Here is a 24,175-nt window from a genome sequence, read left to right on the forward strand (position 1 = left end):
GTTTCCGAAGAAGTCTATTGAATCCTTGGGTTATCACTCGGGTACGCGGATATGCCCTGGGGAAAGCCGGTAGTAATTCCCGGAATACTTATTTTATTGTAATCCCAGTTTTTAGCAGCAAGTTCACCAGCCATCCAAAATCCTACTGTATTGGACAACATTTGCGTTGGTTCTGCTAATGAAAATTTTAAGCGTATTAAAAAATCCTCGATCTTCGGTTGTTTTGAATAAGCATAATCACCCGGGATCGAAGGGCGGTCAGGTAAGAAGATACTGGGAATATGAGTAAAAACTTTATTGGCGATTAGTGTGCGATTGTGCCTTGATGCCCATATATTATTGTAATAGTCATAATCAGTACGAGGCATTTGGTGTTCGCCTAATGAAGATTTAACCGCTGCATAAGGAGCTATATAAATTCTATCAGATGGCAAAGTGTAATTGGAAAGTGCCTCAACAAAAGGAACCAACCAATTACTGTCTTTAGTCAGACCCGCAGAAACATTTGATCCAGCAACAAAGCGAATGATTACTTTTGCACTGGACCAATCCGTATTTAACGGAGCTATTTTACGATGAAGCTCATCCATGCTTTGTAAGGCGGTTAACATAAATGTGCCAACCATCACATTATTATAAGGAATTGGGTAGATGTTATTCCCGTCAAGAAAATTATTTTGTAACGAGTTCATATCAAATGTTTGTTTCCCACGAAGAACCTCACTCATATAATTACCGGCCATGGAACACGCATAATCGATCATATTATGAATTAAAGTTAAATGCGGTTTCCAAGCAGGCGCATTAACGTGTTCCAACCAGTTATTTTCTGTTTGCGCATTTATTTTTTTTACCGCTTTAACATCTTTGAGTAGAATTTCCATTTGCGACTTCCAATTGCTCTCGCCATTTTCCTTTATTTTTGCAAGATACATCAGCGCAGGACCAATATGGGATACTGCGGTCATTTCCGTGAAGCCCGAGTTCGGGGCCGTACGCATCAATTGCTCCAGCTCTAACTGACCATCACTGTTATAAATATACAATGTTGAATTGATAAACAGGATCAATGAACCATGATCTTGTTGCGCTAAGTTACGGTTTTTTTTCAGTTCCGACTGGAATAAAGTTTGAGAAATATTAATTTTTCCCTTAGGGTACTGTGCCTCTCCATTTCCAGTAAAATCATAATATAAACTCCAGAAAGCTTGGGGTGTCACATAACCAGTATTTGCTGTGTTGCCCCCTTCATTCTGGTTAGTCAAAACCGTGGGATTTTTATAATGCAAATCAGTGCGGGCATAAGCTATTTCATTAAAACCAATGACAAATAATAGGGTATAGAACATTCTTATGTATGGTAATTTCATAGCAAAAATCCTTCTATTATTCACAGCCAATATAGCTTCCCAGCTAAGATTAAAACTATATCCTTGCTGATCAATAGAAACCTACTGAGATATCATGTCCCTTTAGGAAGATTGTTTCAAGTACAACTGCACCTTACCCTTGCTTGTTTTAAAGTTTAAGAAATCTCTTACACGAATATAAGATAAAAAGGCGATGATAATTTAGAACATTTTGTTATGCTTTACATAACGAGGAATGACAATGGATGTCTTAAAAGGAAATTTACAGCATCATGGAAGACGCTATGCCACAAGGATGTGGTTACCCTCCTCGTATTAGTCTGCTTATAAGTCTGATGATGCGCCCATTAATCAGACTTAGTTCCTACTCCATTTCCAATTATTTTACACATGCAATCGCATAACTAAAAACCCGTTTATTATCTTAAGCCTAACTAGAAAAATTGCTCTTCATTTATCGTGAAATCGCTTTTTTGGGCACTTTCTATTTCAGTAAATACTGTTGTTTACTCATAATGACTTACTTTAGAGCGCTCAATTAGCGCGTGTTGATAATTAATGATTTTTTACCTCTTCTGCGCCATAACCATTCTCTTATTTGACTTATTTTTAACTTGTTTATGTTTTTTTTCCATAAAAACAACATTTAAATATCACCGAGATCAAATTGAAATCTCAAAGTATAAATTATACCTTGACTAGAGGATATTTATGATACATCTTACCCTCATGTTACCCTGTCGGACCAAAATATGATCATAAGTGACCTGTTTAACTGGTTTCAAGGAGATGAAGAATCTTTGCATCTCGCCAATGAACACCTATCGCAAAGCCTTCTTAAATCAGAACAATCTCAAGCACAAAAAACAAACCGCATACTTTTAAGTGAGATTCGTGTTGCCAAATTTAACGGCCTTGAATCAAGCGATGCCCTAAGTAAGTTAGAAAAACACATCTTATTCATGGATTATCTTGAATTTTGTAACCAACAATTCACTGAAGATCCAACAAACTCTTTATTTTTAATCACATTAAAATATCTGCTCCTCAAGGCTCAAAAAGAAGAGCTCCACCTCAATGCTAAATTGCATGAATTATTTGTCACTTTATTGCAGGAAGACAGAGAAAATACTCTTTCTTTTTATCAAAAAAACAAACCAATATTTAAAAATCATCCTGAAATTCAAAAACGGGTTGAACTCGGGTTACGTGAACAAAAACGTGATGAAGCAGTGAAGCGAGTTGAAGGCCATTTGGATCATTTAAGCAAACAGTTATCCAATCAGAAAAATCCCCTGGGAATCATTGGATTATGTAGAGAGTGGGTTAGTGATATAGAACAGTTTGCTGCATTAATACTCTGGTTATTGCAGCGTCATGTCAGTACAAAACAAATTCTCCAAACCTACTTACTTCATGATTTTCTTAAATATCATTTATTTACCTTACACTCAGAAGACAGCGAAGTTTTTCATTTATATGCTCTGCTGAGTCGCTTCCCGGAGGCCAAAACACTTGTGGAAGCGGCCCAGCAAACAGGCAGTGATGAACGAGGATTTCAGCACTATGCACTTAATGGAATTCTAAGCGAAAAAGAACTTCAGAGCATCCCACCGAAACCGCACGCTTTAAAGTTTTCATTATCCACCGCGAATTTTTGGGCCTTACATGAGCTTTTTGGTCTAACTTTTCTAACTGCAGCGGTAATCGCTTCAGAAGGGCATAAAAATTTAAAATGGCGCGAAGCATTAAGGCAAACATTGAATTCGCCAGAAATGGTAACCAAAGAAATTTCTGGGCTCATTAATACGATTGCTCATGAATCCCCCCCTCAAACCCTGGAGAACTTAGCTGCTTTAATCGATGATCATACCGCGCAGCTACTACTATCCAGGAATGAAGGTTCGGTATTTTACCTCTTACCTTATAAACCGAAGCTTTTTGAATTCATCAATGAAAAAAATATTACCGAATTTATCCGGCACATCACCTTGAGGCATACTTCTGAGCCAGAAATTATTTCTCAATTAATGGCATTATTCTCGATGCTCCCAAAGAAAAGAAATCCGATGGCACAGCTCGTGTTCCACGCAATAATCGATAATCTTGCACAGCATCCACTTCTGTTAGATGATGAAAAGTTATTGCGTCAGTTAAGAAAATACCCTGATTGCAAGCTGATACTTTCCCAACAAAGTGAAAAAATAAAAAAACACGTTTATGATTGCATTATTGAACAAGCAGCCAAATCACCATTCAGCTGCGACAATTATCATATTATCGAGGATATTTGGGTTGATGCGACTCGAAAACTTACTGTCTTTGATCTCATTTCACCGCAAGCTAAATTCAATCTCAATCATAAATATGCTCTTCAGGCAAAAATTGCTGAAATTGCTTTCTTTTATCAGAGGGAACTTTTTGATTTGGATGCCTTCATCGAATCCTTATCCCTACCCCCCGTAATTGCAAAAAATGGAGTAAGCGAGTACGAACGGATTCTAATTGAAATTCTTGCTGTCATCGATAATGAATCGATTAGGATGCAAATTATCAAAAAACTGGAAAATCATCCAGTACACCGGCGTGATTGGGTAGAAAAAGAATATGAAGGCAAAACAATTTTCCTTAAGGCGGCAAAGCATGGCAATCTAGGATTACTCTCTCTTTTACACGATCAAATTGCGCCAGAAACGTTTAATGAAGCAATAATCACAGCGGCAAAAGCCAATCAATGGGAATGTGTCGATCGGCTTTGCCAAATTGATAAAGTGCAATTGAACGAAGAAGAAATAGGAACGCTTATTCTTCAAGCAGCGGGGCAAGGTCAGATAAAAATAATAAAATACCTTTTAGATACTTACGATTATGAACCATCCACTGCCGAAGTGATTCAAATTCTTAATCAGGCGATTAAAAATAACCAGTTAAATATCGTTGAATATTTCTATAATTTTTCCAGAAATATGCCAAATCAATCCGTGATCCATAAACTATTTAATTCAGCTGTCGAATTGGGGTTTTGGGATATTGCTCTATTTATTGCGGATTCAGAAAAACATCCTCCCTCGCGGTCCACTATTGAAAAGGCATTTACGCATGCAGCAAACACAATGCAGCTGGAGGCAATGCAAGGGTTTTGTACTTTATCAACAAATGCTCCGCAACCCAAGGTAATCCACCGAGCTTTAATAAAAGCCTGTCAATTAGGTCATTTACCAACAGTTCAATGTCTTTACGATATACCTGAAAAGTTACCTCGAGCAATTCTTGAGAAAGCAGCGGAACAGGCAATCGTGAATGGGCATAAAGAAATTATTAGCTATCTCTATAACTCATCCTTTGATTCACCCAATCAATCTTTGGCAAATCAAGGGTTTATAACTGCTGTAAAAACAGGAAAGGGGACCCTCATAGAGTTTTTTTACTCCATGGCCAAGAACAAACTCACTCAACATACTCTCAATGAAGCAATGTATTGGGCGGTCAAACACGCGCAAGATGACCTATTCATTACCCTCCGCCATTTGGAGCTGAACTCACCAAGCAAATTGGTTATAAGGCAAGCTTTCCTTCTTGCTGTTAAATGCGGAAAATTGGGTATCGTAGACTATTTGTGTCTGAATGAAATGGAATCACTCAACCAAAGTGCTGTAGAAGAAGGGCTAATCTTAGCAGTGAAACTTAAAAATCCTCAAATGGCTCGATATGTATGTGAGCTTCCAACAAACTCACCCCAAAAAAAATCCTTAAGGATTGCTGTTAGCAAAGCGGTTTCCAGTGGTCAAAATGAACTTGCTGATTATTTAAGTGAACAATTACACCGTAAAAAAAGTCCTCAGCAAACAGTAGACTCCGAAATGGACAACAGTTCAGGAACGAATCATGAGCCTGAACTGGATAATATCTCGGAACTAGATACCCTCTCAGAAACTGGCTTAGAAATTGATGACATCCCAATAATAGACACCAGCCTAACAATGGATAGTGGCACAGAAGGAGATCAGGAGTCTGATGTAAATCATCACCCTAAAGTTGGAATATCATTAAAGAAGCACGGACTTTTTAAAGATAGAATAAAACAAAGCATACCTTCTCTATCTACTGAGTTTAGTTGGAATATTTGATTTACATTAATAAGTAGGGATTTTTTAATGATCCTTTGAAAGAAGGATCCCGTATTTGCGGGTAATAGGTAGACATGGAAATCCATGTCTTGATTTTTTCACTGCATTATTTGCTACAAGTCCATAGAAAACATCATATCATCATCCTGAATAGGCTCTTTTTCTATATTTTCCTTTATCCCAGGTCGTATTTCTGGAGATGTTATTAAAGAATTCGCGCTTTTATCTAATATTGCGACATTGTTTGCCAAAATTTTTGTATGCCTTTTTAATTCTGTGAGCTCTGTTCTTATTTGTTCTTTTTGCTGAATTTCTATTTCTTTCGAACCTAAACGTTCCTGTAGCCCATTATTTTCCGATGTTAGACCTTCGATATCAGCTCTTACGCTAAGATATTTGTCATGGTCATCACATATTTGTTGTGCTTCATCGATTGATGCTTGGGGCACAAACAATAAGAAAAAACTTTTCAAATATCCAGGGTTCTTATCTGTTATAAAAAGGGCCCAGGCTCCTGGTTCCTCTGGAATTTCGGAACCTAATTCAGCTTGCTTTTGAATCATTTGAACAGAAATTTCTTCCATTCTTCTTTCTATTCCCGTCTTTTGAGCCTTTACTTGCTCGAGGTCTTTTACTGCCTCTTCCATTCTGTCTATATTTCCAGAAACCTTGGGGAGTGAATGCTTAAATTTTTCGATTATATATATTAAATCCTCGTCGGTAAGAAATTCTAAAATAGATTTATTCTCTAATTTGGCCTTATTGTTAGCGCTAGTTAATATTTTAAAAGGTACATATAAGTCACTAATAGTTTTAATTTTTTCCTCGTCTAATCTTAGAATATTCTGTATAGCATCTTCAATGGGTTGTCTTTTTACTTTTTTATCTCTAGCAATGTTATAAATAGTATCACCCATTGTAATCTCAATTAATATTGTCAACTAGTTTAATTTTAGCACATGCTAGGCATTTATTTATCATCATACTGATTAGTGTAAATAGAAATCTCTTAAGGTAACCAATACGCTCCTATGTTAGAGGATGTGAACAATGAAGTATTAGAACTCTGTTTTTAATGCTTTTTGTGGTTATGGGAAATCAATCTAGAAGTATGCTTTATTTTTTTCATCAGGAGGCATTACAATTCCAAACTAGATTTACAATTTATCCATCTCAAAAGGTAACAATTTATTATTTGATTACAGATAGATAAGCCGCCTAACTATTCCGTCAGAAATCAATTGGATTTTTAAACTCTCTAATAGAGTGTACTAAAATACAAAGAAGGGCTCTATGCTCAGCATGATGGGACATGCACAAAGAGAAGGAATTTAGGGACACGTTGAACTGGGAGATATTTATGCAAAAATATTGTATTCAAGCAGCCATGTTTCAGTTACCCATCCCCTTTTTTAATCGATTTGCCCATGATTTTTGGATTTTAAGAGAGATCGAAAGTAATAGCGTAATCGCGCAATTACATGGCCTTGCTACGTCAAGAAAAAGCGGAAATATAGTACCCATTGGCTACAATAAAGATCATAGTTTAAAAGCCTACTGTATTGCCTATGATACTGAATTTGCCGATCGATATGGTTTGCAACAAGGTACTTTTGCATTACCTATTCATGTCCACCGTACCGTGTATTTAAAAGAAGATTGTGTCCAACATTGGCTACAAGGTATAAACGCGATAAAAACAATTAATGATTTGGATCTTAATTATCCCCCTTACGGATTTACAATTCCTTTATCAGCTACCATCAACAGTAACTCCATTTATCATACTTTTGCGCAAGTAATGGAGATCCCCTTACACACCTTTGATGGTTTTTTTCATATAGGAATAGAAGGTTCTCTCTACGACCAAATTAAACATCATTTATAAGTTAACTTTTATTAGATTAAAGAGTGATATATTCCATACTTCACCAGATTCTGTTTTTTATAAAACAAGTCTTTACCCCTCTTGATATTTTCTGTAGTCTTTTCATTTTTTAAATTTAATGAATAAGGATCTTTCATGCCAAAATTCTCTACGTTCAGCATTTACGAAAAAGAAATGCGTGCCTTCATAAATAAAGTTGCCGAAACAACCTCCTTAGAACATGATAAACTGACAGAATGGTTTTATAGTGAGGGGGTGATGCAATTTCGCGGGGGGCAAGCTGCGGATTATTACCCTTACGTCAATGAGAATCTTAAAAAATTTGGTCATAGGCCATTAATATCCAAACAACATTCCATGGGACAAACACTAACTGGCTTTATGACACTAAAAAATGCCTTCATCAACCAGTTTGCAAAAGATCAACTCGAACTCAAAAATCAATTAGAACCGTTATTTACCCTTAGCTTTTATAATGCCATAGAGAATCACTTACCCTACATTATTATTCAAAGTGAAATATCTTCCGAATTGAGCGCCTATCAAGATAAAACCGGAGGTCCTCTTGAACCCGTAGAAGCACTTAAGCTCTCAATTAAAATGTTTGAAGAGAAACGCGTAAATAATCCTCAGTTGGAAGAGGATTTTAAAAATCAACTCATGCTAATGAATGAGTTTTTAGATTATTTAAGTAAGCAGGCAGCATCCTCTGGACAGCAGTTCTTTAAACCAGGTGACAATAACACGGTACACACACCTTCAGAACAACATACTCTAAAATAGTTAATCAGTATTTTTAAATCGGCTTATTTCTGTTCTTGCTCCCGGATTATAGTAATCAGGCTACGTGAGCGAAAATAAGCCAAAACCAGGGCGCAAACTAAAAAGCGGGTCCTTTAAGAATCCGGGTTTCACTACACATCCAGCATATAGTCTCTTCCTGCAGATAAAACCTCATTGAAACGATTACTTCATTAATGTTGCAACTACCCCGCCTAATTCAAAAATACCTTTAGCAAACATTCCAACAGCGTATCCTGCACTCGCTGAATTACTGGTCATGGTTAATACACCAGGGAGAGGAGATTTTGCGCTAAACGATAATCCATCTGCTACACCATATAAAAAACCCAATGAATCACAAACACGGTCGAACGTCGAACTTTTATTGTCTGATTTTTGATCTACTTTATCTGGATTGTGGCCTACAGTACTCTCGTATAAAGAAGTATATTCAGAAGCAGCTTTCATCACCTCCCTTCCAACCGCAGTAGAAGCTAACTCCTTTTTATGTTTAAGAAGATCAGAAGCAAATCGATCTCTAGGGTAGTGATCAGGCCAGGAAGTAATTTCTTTTTCGGGTAATTTAAATGGCATTGGGATTTTGCTGCGTATTAGCGTATTTAACAAAATCATAAAGTAAATATCTGCAATTTTTTTATTAGATTCTTCATCAAGTTGGATCTGATTACGAATCGATTGGGGATCATCCCCTTCAGAGAGCAAGTGCATGGTTTCCCTTTCCTCAGGCGTCCAATGCTCTGCTTCTAGCATTTCATGCGTTACCTGCTCATAATTTTCTTTAAATTCAGATACAGCGCGTATATCATCCAGATTTTTTTTCAGATGCTGAGAATTACTAGCCATAATTAGTCGCCCTCCTTATATGATTGTCGTACGATATAATTATAGTAAATTATTTGTACAATTAAGGTGAGTAAGTCTACTTATAGTTTAACAATGATATTTACTTGAGAGTCTTCAAGGAAAACTTATAGAAAAGAATTATGGTTTCATGCTCCTGGTCGCATGGACAAATAATGGGAAGGGATGTTGTAGTAGCCATTACTGAAGGAACACTTGATTTTTGGCCTTTGGGAACAAATTTTTTACGATGAATTTGATGGTTGCCGCGATAAAAGAGCCTTAGTAAAAATAATTGGAGAATAGTTAATATCGTTTTAAAACGGTAACCCATCATTCTTTGGTATGTTCCATAGTTCAAATCTCTTTGAGAAATAAACCAAAATCATGGAGGTGGTATGATTTCTTTCGATAAAACATATTGATCCTATTTCAAATGAAATTGTCCTATATTTTGATATGAATCAACTCTATGAATGCATTGATTTATTTATTGAATAACACAATTGCCTATTTTTTTCTTTTGTGTATTATCCTGGGTTATTGTGCATTTATTTTAATAAACTGGGGGTTTTATGGGGCATCTTGTTAATAATGTGTTACGTACAAAAAATATGGTGGACTTGTTGCATGCTATGGGGATTAATTTAAATAACACCAAGGTTTCCTGTAAGGATGAGCGCGTTATTTTTACCCCAGCAACCACAAAAGACGGTGAAACTCTAGCAACAAATTTGCAATCGATCTTACAAAAAGATGCGATAAAACCTTCTGTGAGACGCAAAACCGTTGCTGAGTTAATGGCTGATGAAATTGCTCAAGCGACCTGCTCCAATAATGCAATGGCTGAAACACACAAAAAATCCTGCCTGGCTGTACTGAATGTATTACAAACGACTGGGCTTGAATACACGCTGGATGAAGAACAGGAATATTTGAATATTCAACTTCCATCTGCTGCTTATGCCCCCTTATTTAATTCTTTGAATTATAAGTTCCTGAGCATCGAAGGTGAGAAAATCAAATTCAACATCAAGGAATTTCTAAAAGCTCATAAACAAGAACTTATAGTAATTGATGGAAACTCACCTTTACTTTTCGCCCACTCGGATTCCTTTGAAAAGAAAAAGGTTTTTTATGCAGAGAAAAGAATTAGCGAGGATACATTGGAAGTCACTCCTTACTTTTTCGTTCCGGATGCGCTTACACCGCCTGCCTATCATTTTGTTTTAGATACGAGTAGCAGCATGGATGGTGAGCGTTTAACTAAGCTGAAAAAAAGTGTAATTGACTTTGCTGAGGCCTTATTTGAATTTCAACCCGATGCGATCATTAATATCGCTGAATTCAACAGTATTACTCAAAAAGTGGGAATGGGTAGTTATCGGAAATCAGATTTTGCTCAGCTATCCCTAAATATTAATAAATTAAGTGCTGCTGGAGCAACCCGACTTTTAGGGACCGTCTCCGATAAGTTAACTGCACTTGCTCAATCTACACACCATAATAATATTTTATTATTTACTGACGGTGAAAATACAATAGGGGATATTGATAATGAAACCGCTACATTGAAAAGAACAGTTACCTCCATAACAGAAGGCTCTTCTTTAATTCCTGCTCGCAATAAATTTTTCATCCTGAGTTATGGCATAACTCAACCTGATATTTTGCATCAAGTAGCAGAAACATTTGGCTCTCTCGTTCTCAACACTGATACGGTTGATTTTACCGAAGCATTATCTAAAAAGGGCAAGCTGCAGGAATGGGCGGCCGCTCGCGAGTTATTTACCTGTCGACTAGAAGTTACGAATGGCTCCGACCTGGATGCCAAATCAGAGGAATACGTTCGTTCTTATGATATGTCGGGACAATTTGTTGCGCTAAAACCAAACCAGCATAAGGATAATGAAACCCTGCATTTAACGATTACCGATAGTAGTGGTAATACCCTGCTTGACGATAAAAAATCTTTTGCTAAAAAACCAATGGAGGCTTCCCTGTTAGTTGGCAGTGCCAAAGCAGCAAGCCATCATGGCGTATTTGCATTGCAGGGAACCAACCCCAAAGTAGACAGCCAAACATTAGTGCCCACTCCTACTTTCGTATAGTTCCAATGTCCAGCTCTATTCCGAGGTCCCGCCCCCACAACTTTGTTCGCGGGGGTTATCCAGGATCCGGAAGATCTTCGCTAAAACATTGGATCTCGCGTGCCCCGGGGCACTCTTTAACCACCACTGTAAAGTAGAGTACCGTAATCTGGTTGCAAGAACAGGCTACGGTACTGCGAAAATTGGCTCCATTGAATATCATGACTAAGCTTAGATTCTATAGGGTAAATGGATTCCTGCCTGCGCAGGGATGACAGCTCTTTTACGAATTTAAAATAGTGTCTTGAAACATGATATGGAATACTAGAATCTTAATGCTGTATTAAAGGATATACAATTGGGCTCTAAGAATTTAAACAATAATGATTTTTTTGGAAATACGATTATTTATCGCACACACGATTCTTGGGGCGATATTTTCGTAGTGGATAAGGGAAGCATCAGAGCGTTAAACTTCGATCCAGTCTACGATCAAACTGGCATTTATATTCAATATCCTCATATCCCTGTACATGAATATACTCGTGTCATGATGTTAGTTCTTGCATTGATTAAACCAAGCCATATTACTTTATTAGGTTTAGGTGGGGGAAGTTTAATTCACTGCCTACACTTTCTTTTACCTGAGTGTCATCTTTTTTGTATTGAATTACGTGAAAAAGTGTATGACACAGCAATGGATTTTTTTCAATTACCGCAAGCCCAAAATATCGAAATAAAGATTGCAGATGCACAGGTTGCACTCAAATTTCAAAAAAGTAACAGCACTCAAATCGTGTTTGCTGACATGTATCTTGATTACGGAATGGACTTATTTCAAATCCAGCAACAATTTATCGAGCAAACTCATCGTATTTTAGATGATCTGGGTTGGCTGGTTATCAATCTTCATGAACTTCCTGAACTGGATTCCTTTTTTATTCAATGCATGCACGATTATTTTGCTGACCTGTTTATTTGTCCAACGGTGAGCAACAATTATATTTTATTTGCCAGTAAATCTTCTGTTAAAGACTTGCATTCAGACAACTATCAAATGCCCCTTGCTGAATTAGAAAATAAGCTCAACATCAAGTTACTCCGTTTATTTAAAAAAATAAGACGCTATAAGAGCGAGATAAATGAAGAGTTAGTGCGATCTTAAAAATAAAAAACGCATTGATATGACTAGGTCCTGTTGCTCATTTGCTCGATTAAATCATTGTAACTGTTCGGGGAATGTAGTCCGGTTGCAAGCAACCAGACTACAATTAGGTGATATCGGATTGAGCTCTTACGCAGATATATTTAAACCAAGTAAGCGATTACATCGTTAGGAATGCTGTCGACAAAACCTCTTCTTGCTCCTTCTGATTTTTTTCTATCTTTGGTAAATCACGCAGCTGGACAAAATTAGGTTCAACAATCAATATTGCATAATCACCAGTTGCTTGCACACGCTGCATTGTCCGATGAACACCTGTTATTTTATGCTTTAATAAATGATCAAGGATAACCCTTGCTTTATCCTCATCCTTTACAGTTAATAAAATTTGAGCTGGACGTGCTTTTTCACCATCACGTCTAGGATAATATTTCCAGTGAGATAAACTGTCTTCAAAAAGAGAGCTTGTACATTTCTCCAACGCATCTTCATAGTCTTTTTTAGTGTTTTGGTTAATAAAACTGAATTCATTCTTGGCTAATTTCGGCAATGATTTATCATCTAAAGAGAGCGGTTTAAAATCACGTATTCCTTTTAGTTTTTCTAATATTTCGTTACTTAGAATACGAGCTACTTCTTCAATCTTAAGTACTTTTTCCTGCAAAGCATTATCATTTGGCTGAAAAAGGATAACCCCAGGATACTGTGTAGTCACATGATCGATTTCGTGCGCCGCAAAAAATGCTTGGTTTATTTCTAGCATTTTATTTGCCGGTGCAATCCACCCTATACTGGGATCAAAACAGATTACACTATTAGGTAATCTCTTGAATTTATCTATGCGTCCACCCGGATTAATACTAACATCTCCAATCAAAAGACATGCATGATTGTAAGATTCACCTGTAAATATATTCTTCTTTTTACTATCCAATGCAATGAAGGTAATCGGCAAATCAATATTTTCCGTCTTAAACTGTTTTAATAATTCAAATAAAGCGTACGTTGAAAGCTCGCCACAGGAACCCATTTTACAATAAGCAATCGCAAGCTGTTTCAGCATATGGGTTGACGCAGCTCCATTTGGAAAATCTTTTATTTTTTTTGCTAATACCTCCGAGGCATCTCTCACTAAATTAAGATTCGTTATGGATTGCAGGAGTAAATCCAAAGATTCTCCAAATTTAACTCTATATTGTTCGAGTTCATCTTCATAAACAAAAGGCAATTCAGATAAAGGGATAATACTGTTACGAGTCACCATATTTTTTTGAATATCGGCTAAAATTTTCTGAGCTATTTTGATTGCTTTTTCTAGAGACATTCCTTTTCCTTAGTGAAAAATAGATAGGGAAATATATCAATAGATGCTCTTATTGTCCATTATAAAAACAAATTTTATTTTGGCTGATTCAGTAAAGGAACAAATTTATAATTGGAGGTATCGTGCTTATAGAGTTTTTTATATGGAATATAAAAATTTCTATTTTACTAGAACTGAATCCAACATCATGTGATTACTTCAAGAGTAAAACTGCTTTACAATAATAGAATACTAATTTAAAGAGTGTTCATTTCACTTTAATCATAGAATAGGTATTATGAAAAAAATATTCTTCTCATCCATTTTACTCATTACTTTATGTTTTTTAACAGGGTGCTGGGCAGTACAAAAGGGACAAAAATCTGGAGTCATTGTCAAAGTTGCCAAAGAAGGTAACCTTTGGGGAACCTATGAAGGTGAAATGATCCTGGGCGGTTTAGAAAACGCCAGTGGGGCCAGCGGTCGCGCCTTTTATTTTACTCTGGGTCAGTTCAAATCAGAATTGGTAAAGCAAGCTGATTTTGCCATGCAAAATAATAAACATGTAATTATTAGTTATCATTGTGATGCCTATACCCTTCCTTGGAGTGGTGAAACGAAATGTTTTGTCACTAAAATTGATATTTTGCCAGATAAATAAATTGGTTAACTTTGGACGATCTAAGAAAAGATACTGAATCACTTTAAGAGATTTCTTACAAAAACTTAGGCAAGTATGGTGATGACCTTTTACAAAAATTTGTTATGCTTAACAAGAACGAGGAATGACAATGGATGTCTTAAAAGGAATATATCGCATCACGGAAGATGCAAAACCACATGGATGTGGTAGCTCCTCCTCGTATACCCCACAGCTATTTTCCACTAGTGTCCAGGCTAAGAAATTCAACTAAAAAACTATCGATGATAATTTTATGCAGAATATCTCTATGTCTCGCATTATTACTGATAAGAGAGCATCGAGACAAGAACGAAGAATATTTGTGAATTTTAGTTATACTAATGAGATAGGGATTATTTTGGAATAAGTGAGGAAACTATGCCCAAAGGTTCTGAACTCTTAGTTGCAGCCCTGGAAAATGAAGGTGTCCAACATATTTTTGGTATTCCTGGCGAGGAAAATCTTGATGTTGTAGAAGCGCTTCGTAACTCGTCCATCAAACTGGTACTCACCCGACACGAACAGGCGGCTGCGTTTATGGCAGCAACCTATGGGCGATTAACCGGTAAGCCCGGAGTGTGTATCACCACACTAGGCCCTGGAGCTCTGAATCTTACTACTGGAGCAGCTTATGCGCTTCTTGGCCATATGCCCATGATTATGATTACTGGGCAGAAAGGCGTTTTATCCTCACGTCAAGCACGATTTCAGATGGTGAATACTGTGGCAACCATGCAACCATTAACTAAAATGTCGCGCCAAATTGTCTCCCCGTCAATGATCCCCACCATCGTACGGGAAGCATTCCAGCTCGCCCAAGAAGAAACCCCAGGACCTGTGCATTTGGAACTTCCTGAAGACATTGCCGCGGAGAAAAGCAAAAAGGTAGAACTCATTCCACCGCACCCTCTTGAATACCCCATAGCGAGTGAAGCGTCGTTAAATCGCGCAGCGGAAATGATTAAAAAAGCAAAACGTCCTCTCGTCATGCTTGGTGCCGCGGCTTCACGTCCAAGAGCAACCAATGCACTGTCTCAATTTATTACGCGAACAAAAATTCCCTATTTTACCACCCAGATGGGTAAAGGGACTGTTTCTGGAGCAACCGAACTTTATATGGGCACTGCGGCTCTTTCTGAGCGAGATTATGTACATGAGGCGATAGAACAGGCTGATCTGATTATTACCATTGGTCATAGTACAATAGAAAAACCACCATTTATCATGGGACCTCATCTCAAAGTCATTCATGTCAGTTACAAATCCGCCACCGTAGAACAAATTTATTTCCCTCAGGCAGAGGTTATTGGCGATATGGGTCCCTCATTAAAATTGCTTGCAGATAAGCTTGAAGGCAAGCTTCCTCATGCGGATGCGCTTCTTCATTTACGGGAAGGGATTTTGAGTAAAATTGCGGCAAGGGCTACTGAAGATCGCTTCACCCCTCAACGTTTAGTCTATGATATTCGGCAAGTGATGCCACGTGATGGGATTCTCGCATTGGATAATGGGATGTATAAAATTTGGTTTGCTCGCAATTATCGTACTCAAGTGGCAAATACCATTCTTCTTGATAATGCACTTGCTACTATGGGAGCAGGCCTTCCCTCAGCAATTATGGCTTCACTCTTGTATCCTGATCGTCGCGTGATGGCTATATGTGGTGATGGGGGTTTTATGATGAATAGTCAAGAATTAGAAACTGCAGTCCGACTTAAATTAAACCTGGTTGTCCTGGTAATTGAAGATCATGCATTTGGCATGATCCGTTGGAAACAAGCAGTAGATCACTTCCCCGATTATGGCATGACCTTTACAAATCCTGATTTCATAAAATACGCTGAATCTTATGGGGCGCGAGGCACCCGGGTGGAGTCCATTGAAAGTTTTCAATCCATTCTGGAAAACGCATTCAAGGAGGGAGGAGTCCATCTTGTTGTTTTCCCCATTGATTATTCAGAAAATAAACGTGTTCTTGTGGATGAATTACAAGAGCGGATGCCACCAAAGAAAAAGGGAAAATAATGACAACATCACTTCGCGTGGTTCGTGCATTTGATCGAACATTAATCAAAGAAATTCCAACTGATGATGCACAAGCTCTTGCAGAAAAACTTAACAAAGCCGCATCAACTCTGAGAAATCGTAATGGTTGGCTCAAACCATATGAGCGTATGGCCATCCTGAAGCGTGCTGCCGAACTTTTGGAATCCGAGCAAGAGCGTTTTACGAAGCTGATTGCCCAAGAAGGAGGAAAACCCTTTACGGATGCAGCAGTTGAGGTAACGCGTGCGATAGATGGATTAAACGATGCCGCTGAGGAATTACGCCACTTTGCCGGTAAGGAAATTCCAATGGGACTCACCCCGGCCAGCGCGCATCGCTGGGCATTCACGATTAAAGAGCCCATTGGGGTGGTAGCTGCCATTTCGGCATTTAACCATCCACTTAATCTGATTGTGCATCAAGTAGCCCCCGCAATTGCGGTGGGCTGTCCGATGATTATTAAACCGGCTTCGGCAACCCCATTATGTTGCTTGGAACTCATCGAATTATTACGCAAAGCAGGACTTGCGGAAACATGGTGTCAAACCTTCATTACCGAAGATAATGACTTGGCGGAACGACTCGCAACCGATGAACGCGTCGCTTTCTTAAGCTTTATCGGTTCAGCTAAAGTAGGATGGTACTTAAGGAGTAAACTCGCCCCAGGAACTCGTTGTGCCTTAGAGCATGGAGGTGCTGCCCCCGTGATTGTTGATCGCAGCGCGGATTTAGCAAAAACCACCCAAGCCCTTGCCAAAGGAGGTTACTATCATGCAGGACAAGTATGCGTTTCAGTACAACGGATTTTTGTTCATAAAGATATTATTGCCTCATTCATGGACGAATTTGTAAACCGGGTCAAAGTGCTGCACGTTGGGGATCCACTTTTAAAGGAAACTGAAGTGGGACCACTTATTCTTCCACGTGAAACCGAACGCGTCATGTCCTGGATCGATGAAGCAGTAGCAAAGGGAGCAAAATTATTTGGTGGGGGTCGACTTTCTGAAACAACTTTAATCCCCTCGGTATTGCTCAATCCAGCTGCTGATGCCAAAGTATCGCAATTGGAAATTTTTGGTCCGGTCACCTGCGTTTATGAATATGAACAAATTGACCAGGCAATCCACATCGCAAATTCATTACCTTTTGCCTTTCAAGCCAGTGTATTTTCTGAGGATTTAGAGCCTGCATTAAGTGCAGCGGAAGGTCTTGAAGCTTCCGCAGTATTCATTAACGATCACACGGCCTTCCGCGCCGATTGGATGCCCTTTGCTGGATTAAAGCAATCAGGCTATGGTATTGGGGGAATACCTTGGACTATGAACGAGATGTCCAAAGAAAAAATGATTGTTTTGAAGAAGAACTGATGAATCATTAAGAAGTAAATACATTTACCCCTGTATGGAATCCTGGTTGCTTGCAATGAATCTTCTATATACCATGAAAAACAGTCCAGATCGATTCCGACGTCCCGTCCCCATGACTTGTTCGTGGGGTTGTCCGCGGGATCCAGGAGATCTGTGCTAAAACACTGGACCCTGCGGACTAGCCGCAGGGAGTAGGTATTTAGACGGTTGCTTGCAACCAGGAATTTTTTATTGCAAGCAATCAGATTAATCTATTAATGAGAGGCAAGAAATGAATGCCTCGTCATCCCACTAAAACGTTAGAGAAGAAACCCGCTTTTCTTCATCTATCTCTAACTTTGGCTTTTGCTCCCCCTTGCTTTTTTGGCCTTTAATCTCTAAAAAAGCCTCTGCAAGTCGTTTGACAACTGCATGCTGGGGATAAAGGCTTGTACAGAACTTGATTTTTTCGAGCCAGGGGGAGCTTTCAATTAAATCTTGGCTTTCCTTGAGGAACGATTTAAGAATTCCGTGCAATCGACTGTTATTTGGGTTGCTAAAAAAGGAGAGCATATATCCACCATTATGTTCACCTTCTATAGTTCTTTGAAGCTCGTTGATCTTTTGTTTACAGTACATTAATTTTTCTAAAGGCTGTATAAAAGAACTCGCTGCCCCTTTAAGTTTTCTGACTACTTGAACTTGTTCGGCGCGTCTGCCAGTACTTTGAGCATAAGTGTCTACCTCCTCCAATAATTTTTTTAAAATTGCATCAAAATCATTAGCGTCAATCCGAACCACAGGCAAGGTATCCCGCTCCACTTGATCAAGAAAAATTTTTGCCGCAGTGTTTACTACTTGCCGCCATTCGATATTCACCTTCCGTAACGATTTCCACTCCTGAAGAGGAAGGAACATAATGAGCTCACACTTTAACTCAGTAGGCAATATCTGGATAAAGGGAGCAATCTTTTTTAGAACTTCTATAAAACGAGAATCTTCAAAACTCTTATCTTGCGCAAGTGCTCGACTTAAAAAAGGATCTTGAGCAATTACAGCAACCACCATATCTTGTAAGCTTTTAGGGGATTGGTTCTCGGATCCATCCGTGGCGGATGAATCGATTTCTCCTGATACATCGTTTAAATTTTCATTATTTTCTGTATTTGTAGCGTTAATAGGCATCTATATGAACACCAAGATAAAAATAAATCCATTGTACGATATGAATTATAAAAAAACAAAGCAGCCCAGTTGCGTGTAAGGTCTCTTGATCAATCTAACTTTTTAGAAAAGGAACTCCTAAATGAGTCGCATTGATTTTAAGTGAAGCGAGTAAGACCACGAACATCATCGTAAACACGGTAATTAGGGCCATCGACGCAGAAATATCGAAATGAGTTGAAGCACCTAAAGGGTCAACTAATTGTGATAAAGCTTGTATAGCGTAAATAGCAACTGCTTCTCTCCAAAAGTTTTTAGAAGAAAAAACAGGATGCTTGCTCCTGGCCATAACATCATGCTTGGCAATGTAAACTGCAAAAATCTGATAGATGATATAAACCACAAAAAACCAACCAAAATAATTTTGCAACGGAACACCAAAATACGGTCCCCCATCCCTCCATACCCATAATGAATAAACTGTAGAGGAAAGAGGATCCATACATACATCCCACATCACCATAATAAATGCAGCGATTAAAGGCACAAGGAATATCTGCTTCCCAGCCAGTGGCTCAGCGTATTGTCCTAAAAGTATATGGGCCAGGATCCACGAAGCGTAGCCCGTTCCAAAATAAGCAAGCATAATAATAAGAGGCACTTGGAAGAACCTTGGCCCAGCTAATTTATCATAATAATAATGCCCAAAAGGAAATCCCGTCTGAATGCTTAGCGCTTCAAAAAAATGACTGACTAGCCACGTTATAATAAAAAATAAAATGAGATTCTTTAGTCCGTATCGCTCTTTACCATGCAGGCATGCTGAAATAAAAATAGTAAAGACGAGAATAATGGGTAAAAACACCACTGCAAGCGGACCATGCCAGGCAGCAGAAAAAAGAGTGGTCAGAAAATAAATAGTAATCACTGTCCATCGGATGATACTACCTCTATTGCTGGTTGCTACATTTTCGGTCATTTAACGTGTCCTTACTCGTATATCTATTTGAACAACTTACATTATAAGTTACATGATTTAAACTTCATTTAGAAGATTCGATTTGATGGAAATAATGATGCAATCTAGGGTATTTTTTTAATGATACTATTGGATACAAATGATTTATGATAAGTATTTTCACTACAATAATGAAGGATTTTATTTAAAGGGAGCGCAGGATGCAAGAACAACCCAATCTTCTAAGCCCTTTTAGAAGATTGTTATTTTTATTTTTTATAAGCTATGCAAAGTGGTCAGCTGCTATTACAGCTTCATCGCTCAATCAACCCCCTGCCATAGGGAATTTTGCTCTAGCCACGTCACAACAGCCAGGTCCCTTTTTTTCTTTTGGCCAAAATATTATTGATAAGAATCAATTTATTGTTTCGTTCAATCCCAATTACTTATATAGCCAAACCCAAAGCATTTTGGACGGAACCCCTTCCATACTTTATGGAATCACAGACTCAGCTTCGCTATTGCTCACCCTGCCTTATGCGTTTAGTTATAAAAATGGCAATCAAACTCTATCTGGCATCGGCGATCTTGCCCTTGATTTAGAATATGCATTTTATAATTACGAAAATTCAAGATATTCAGATCAAGCAACTCTTATTTTCTCTCCTTCTTTTCCGGTCAGTAATTTAGACGAAATTTCTAAAAAACTTAATCCGAGCAGCCGCGTATCAGGATTTTCTAGGAAAAGTGCCCCATCCAGTTTCGATGCGATGACTTATTTTGTTGGAGCCACTTACTCGCGTATGCTCGTTGATTGGTATGGTTTTATTGCCCCAGGAGCCTTAGTCGCCAGCAAAAAAGATTCAATTCAGCAAGGAGCACAATATTATTACAATTTGGGAATAGGACGTAACATCAAAAGCGCAGAAAAAAAATACATATTTTTTGGAGTGCTTGAATTAAATGGCCAATATACTGCTAAGACTAAACTTGACTCGCATACCGTTCCTAACACAGGAGGAAATATTATTTATGCAACCCCCTCCCTCTCATTTTCTACACCCAAAATAATGATTCAGGTTGGTATTTCATTGCCTGTCGCCCAATATTGGTATGGCAATCAAAGTAATATCTCTTATTATACAAGCGGTATTATCACTTGGACTATTCACTAGAAGTCTTTTTTGCCTACTTGCCGTGCTTTATGCACGGCATCCAGTCGATCTCACCTGAAGACCGGAGCTGGATTCCGGGCATAAAGCGCGGAATGTAAGCTTTTGGATTTCGTGTTTATCCTGCCTATTTCACGAACACGCGTTAATAAAACTTTAATTCTTTTTGTTTATACTAAAATATTATTAAAGAAATAGGGCCGGGCGGATGCTATGCCAAGACACATGCTATTTTCAGATGAAATGGATTTCATTGTTACACAATACCTCGGGGAAAAACCAGAATGGGAAAAGCGAGAAGTAAATGTCCTCATTCCGAATCTGGACGACCCGGACGGAATGAATGTTACTTATTTTTATAACGAAGAAAAAAATTCTGTTGTCATTCCCAGTCCATTAGCAGTAAAAGATGGCGAAGGTCTTGGTGCTGAACCTTCTTATCAAGCAACTATAGCCGCTATTTCAGAGCAATTAGGTACTGACCGTTTTAATATTTGCAGCTCTTTATTGGGAAAAGGTTCTGGAGAACGGCATTACGTCGCACTTTATCATCCAAAAAATGAAAACGGTGAAATGAGTATTTTTGACTCAAAAATAAGTGAACCGGAACGATTTTTTAATTCTTCTGATGCACCGTCTCTTTTAGAAATGGCATGGGGTTACTTGACGGCTCCATTCAAGGCATTTGGGTTATGGGCGTTTAACATTGGCAAACAAATCAATGCTACTTTTTTAGATCAGCAGGTAACAATATACCGGTTAGAAACACAGCCTATATTGGATGCTGTGAGCTGTGGCTATCATTCTACGGGTGCATTATTAGTAATGATAGATCACATTGATAAAGGTGAATGCAGTACTGAGCAAATTTCCTCAGCCATAATAGGTACTAGTCATCATGATCGCTCAGCAGAAACGCTACTGAGCAGCGGAGATGAAATATCCTCTATTTCACCTGCTTTAACAAAAGTTTCCATCCCAGACCGAGGCTTGAAACGCGACTTACAACCAAAACAAGAAGATTTGAATCAACGCCACACTACCCCTTCACCAAGAGCAGTGAGCACTCTTGAATCAATTAATCACAGCTCACTGACTAAAGGGAACATGGAATTAAAGTAAATCTTGTCTCTTTGTATACATCACGATAAACTGGAAACGCCCCATCATCACGGCTTATTAGAAATTAATTATTCTCAAATAAACTGAGCGATAATGAGAAAGATTTTCCCTTTTAGGATTGCCGCTTCAACCTATAGCTGTGAATCAAGAATAAGATTTAATAAGTATGTTACAGGATGTTAAATATGATAAAAATCAAATGGTTTTTCTTAAATTTATTATTGTGCTCTGGCTTTTCTTTTGCAGGTGAAATGGGCCTTTCCTCTCGGTCTGAGGTACACACTTCATCGATGTTTTTTATTGGACCAAGTCGATTTAGTTGAAAATTTTGTTTATTTTATTTACAAAACATGCATCTTGTTTATCCTAACCGTTCAATTTTACTTAACTGAACCATTAGATTATTTCTGGAACATTGGTTGCGCATATCATTGATGTCCGTTAATTTTGCTACCTTTCTCTGAGCAGTGTAAGAGGGAATTATTTGGTCAATGTGTATGAATAAACGAATTAAATTAAAAATTTATAATGAATTACTCTCAAAGATTACTCATTTACATTTTATACAAAAACAATTTATTTGCGCCGCTTTGTTGTTATTGGTTGTCCCATGGTCTTGGGCAACACATTCTTATGACACCATAATCATTGGAGCTGGCGTGTCTGGATTAACTGCTGCAAAACAATTACATCAAGCACACCAGGATGTACTTATTATTGAAGCAAAGGATCGCCTCGGTGGCCGAGTCCATACAGACTATAATTGGGGGTTTGCCATTGATTTGGGTGCTACCTGGATTCATGGGATTGAACACAACCCGCTCCTCCCTTTACTAAACCAACATGCCATCGTGCCCAATAGTTATAATAACTCCAAATCAACCGACATGCTAAAAGACTTTGCTTTATATAACAGTGAAGGCAAGCCTGTATCGGAAAGCTCTTTAAAGTTATTTTCCAGTTTGGCTCATGAGTTCATCCATTACAGTAAAACACAAAATATCATGCTCTCCTTTGAGCAAAATTTTACTGCTTTTGCACAGAAAAAAAAGTTGGATACAGACCAACGCGCCTTACTGCATTATGCATTAGAAAATATTTACACTTATGAATTTGCTGATAATTTGACGCAATTATCACGTAATGTTTATTCTGCATACGAAGGCTCAATTTCCTCTGGTAAAAATGCACTTATTCCTGAAGGTTATTTTCAGCTTTTTCAAAAATTTTCACGGCATATCCCTATCCATTTGAATGAAATTGTCCAACAAATTGATTACACCTCCGAGGATGTTCGCGTCATCACTCAAAAAGAGACCTATCATGCCAAACACGTGATTATTACTGTTCCTTTAGGAGTACTAAAATCCAACAAAATTATATTTCGCCCTTCCTTGCCTAAAAACAAAAGTAACGCAATTGCTCAATTAAAAATGGGTAATTATGAAAAATTATACTTGTTGTTTGATAAAGTTTTTTGGAATAAAGACAAAGAATGGATTGGCATGTTACCTAAAAATAAGGAAGAGGCATTTAATATCTTTAATTATTACAAATATACAAAAAAACCCGTACTCATTGTATTTACTGGCGGCAAGCTTGCACGAGAGATGGAAAAAAGAGGCCATTTAAACGAATGGGCAATGCAACGCTTAAGAATGATTTATGGAGCAAATATTCCTGAGCCAATCAAAGTAAAACAATCCCACTGGGTTAGTGATCCATTTACTCTTGGAAGTTATTCCTATTTACCAATCAATGTAGATAAAAATGTTATTGCATTATTAGCTAAACCTGTAGCTGGCAAGCTCTATTTTGCAGGGGAAGCAACTTCTATAACTGATCCAAGTACCGTACATGGTGCTTATTTATCCGGACTTCGTGCGGCTCATGAAATACTAACCAAGGAGCACAAGAAATCCTTTAAATATTGAGTAAATGCTCTAAGCATTTGTACCCAAATAGGTCAGTAGGTCCAGCCGCTCCAAATAATACAACACCTGGGACTCGCAGTACCAGCAACGGAATTCCTGAATAGATTGCGTCAGTGCAAACGTTTTTGATGGTTAATCTTAACCCACTATTTATAAAATTAATC

The 24,175-nt window shown here is 38.0% G+C and carries 17 protein-coding genes; 11 read left to right on the plus strand and 6 right to left on the minus strand.

Annotation, left to right across the window (positions count from 1 at the left end):
* Window positions 1–14 precede the first annotated feature (14 nt).
* A complete protein-coding gene (locus LXO92_RS00425; RefSeq protein ID WP_232890098.1) occupies window positions 15–1,370 on the minus strand; it encodes a DUF5624 domain-containing protein in 1,356 nt (451 codons plus the stop codon).
* Window positions 1,371–2,122: 752 nt separating this feature from the next.
* Between LXO92_RS00425 and LXO92_RS00430 the strand changes: the two genes are divergently transcribed.
* Window positions 2,123–5,497: an ankyrin repeat domain-containing protein gene (locus LXO92_RS00430; RefSeq protein ID WP_182350791.1), complete on the plus strand. Its 3,375-nt coding sequence runs from the start codon at window positions 2,123–2,125 to the stop codon at window positions 5,495–5,497.
* Between the two features lie 113 nt (window positions 5,498–5,610).
* Here LXO92_RS00430 and LXO92_RS00435 read toward each other — a convergent pair whose 3' ends face one another.
* Window positions 5,611–6,414: a hypothetical protein gene (locus tag LXO92_RS00435; RefSeq protein ID WP_182350792.1), complete on the minus strand. Its 804-nt coding sequence runs from the start codon at window positions 6,412–6,414 to the stop codon at window positions 5,611–5,613.
* 443 nt (window positions 6,415–6,857) lie between these two features.
* Between LXO92_RS00435 and LXO92_RS00440 the strand changes: the two genes are divergently transcribed.
* Both LXO92_RS00440 and LXO92_RS00445 read left to right on the plus strand, forming a co-directional pair.
* On the plus strand, window positions 6,858–7,385 hold the full coding sequence (locus LXO92_RS00440) for a hypothetical protein (protein ID WP_182350793.1): 528 nt from the start codon (window positions 6,858–6,860) through the stop codon (window positions 7,383–7,385).
* A 135-nt stretch (window positions 7,386–7,520) separates the two neighbouring features.
* Window positions 7,521–8,168: a hypothetical protein gene (locus tag LXO92_RS00445; RefSeq protein WP_182350794.1), complete on the plus strand. Its 648-nt coding sequence runs from the start codon at window positions 7,521–7,523 to the stop codon at window positions 8,166–8,168.
* A gap of 183 nt (window positions 8,169–8,351) precedes the next feature.
* Here the strand turns inward: LXO92_RS00445 and LXO92_RS00450 are convergent, their stop codons facing one another.
* Entirely contained in the window at window positions 8,352–9,032 is a 681-nt protein-coding gene (locus tag LXO92_RS00450; protein ID WP_182350795.1) for a hypothetical protein, read from the minus strand.
* A 572-nt stretch (window positions 9,033–9,604) separates the two neighbouring features.
* Between LXO92_RS00450 and LXO92_RS00460 the strand changes: the two genes are divergently transcribed.
* Entirely contained in the window at window positions 9,605–11,140 is a 1,536-nt protein-coding gene (locus LXO92_RS00460) for a VWA domain-containing protein (protein ID WP_182350796.1), read from the plus strand.
* A gap of 337 nt (window positions 11,141–11,477) precedes the next feature.
* On the plus strand, window positions 11,478–12,284 hold the full coding sequence (locus LXO92_RS00465; RefSeq protein ID WP_182350797.1) for a class I SAM-dependent methyltransferase: 807 nt from the start codon (window positions 11,478–11,480) through the stop codon (window positions 12,282–12,284).
* Window positions 12,285–12,444: 160 nt separating this feature from the next.
* Here LXO92_RS00465 and LXO92_RS00470 read toward each other — a convergent pair whose 3' ends face one another.
* Window positions 12,445–13,608 (minus strand): hypothetical protein, encoded by a 1,164-nt coding sequence (locus LXO92_RS00470; RefSeq protein WP_232890100.1) that lies wholly within the window; start codon window positions 13,606–13,608, stop codon window positions 12,445–12,447.
* A 277-nt stretch (window positions 13,609–13,885) separates the two neighbouring features.
* Here LXO92_RS00470 and LXO92_RS00475 point away from each other — a divergent pair, with 277 nt between their 5' ends.
* From LXO92_RS00475 to LXO92_RS00485, 3 genes are all read left to right on the plus strand, one after another.
* Complete coding sequence (locus LXO92_RS00475; protein ID WP_182350799.1) at window positions 13,886–14,248, plus strand: hypothetical protein; 363 nt, start codon at window positions 13,886–13,888, stop codon at window positions 14,246–14,248.
* 399 nt (window positions 14,249–14,647) lie between these two features.
* Window positions 14,648–16,294 (plus strand): acetolactate synthase large subunit, encoded by a 1,647-nt coding sequence (locus LXO92_RS00480; RefSeq protein WP_182350800.1) that lies wholly within the window; start codon window positions 14,648–14,650, stop codon window positions 16,292–16,294.
* Window positions 16,294–17,682, plus strand: a complete 1,389-nt coding sequence (locus tag LXO92_RS00485) for an aldehyde dehydrogenase family protein (protein ID WP_182350801.1) — start codon at window positions 16,294–16,296, stop codon at window positions 17,680–17,682. The genes LXO92_RS00480 and LXO92_RS00485 overlap by 1 nt, the downstream gene beginning before the upstream one ends.
* A 291-nt stretch (window positions 17,683–17,973) precedes the next feature.
* Here LXO92_RS00485 and LXO92_RS00490 read toward each other — a convergent pair whose 3' ends face one another.
* Complete coding sequence (locus LXO92_RS00490; RefSeq protein ID WP_232890101.1) at window positions 17,974–18,846, minus strand: hypothetical protein; 873 nt, start codon at window positions 18,844–18,846, stop codon at window positions 17,974–17,976.
* Between the two features lie 94 nt (window positions 18,847–18,940).
* A complete protein-coding gene (locus LXO92_RS00495) occupies window positions 18,941–19,804 on the minus strand; it encodes a carotenoid biosynthesis protein (RefSeq protein ID WP_182350803.1) in 864 nt (287 codons plus the stop codon).
* A gap of 200 nt (window positions 19,805–20,004) precedes the next feature.
* Here LXO92_RS00495 and LXO92_RS00500 point away from each other — a divergent pair, with 200 nt between their 5' ends.
* The 3 genes from LXO92_RS00500 (at window position 20,005) to LXO92_RS00510 (ending at window position 24,011) form a co-directional block, all read left to right on the plus strand.
* Window positions 20,005–20,958 (plus strand): hypothetical protein, encoded by a 954-nt coding sequence (locus tag LXO92_RS00500; protein ID WP_232890103.1) that lies wholly within the window; start codon window positions 20,005–20,007, stop codon window positions 20,956–20,958.
* 210 nt (window positions 20,959–21,168) lie between these two features.
* Window positions 21,169–22,077: a hypothetical protein gene (locus LXO92_RS00505; protein WP_182350805.1), complete on the plus strand. Its 909-nt coding sequence runs from the start codon at window positions 21,169–21,171 to the stop codon at window positions 22,075–22,077.
* Between the two features lie 497 nt (window positions 22,078–22,574).
* Window positions 22,575–24,011, plus strand: coding sequence for a flavin monoamine oxidase family protein (locus LXO92_RS00510; protein ID WP_182350806.1), 1,437 nt, complete (start codon window positions 22,575–22,577; stop codon window positions 24,009–24,011).
* Window positions 24,012–24,175: the final 164 nt, after the last annotated feature.

The organism is Legionella resiliens (assembly GCF_021344005.1).
Classification (GTDB): domain Bacteria; phylum Pseudomonadota; class Gammaproteobacteria; order Legionellales; family Legionellaceae; genus Legionella; species Legionella resiliens.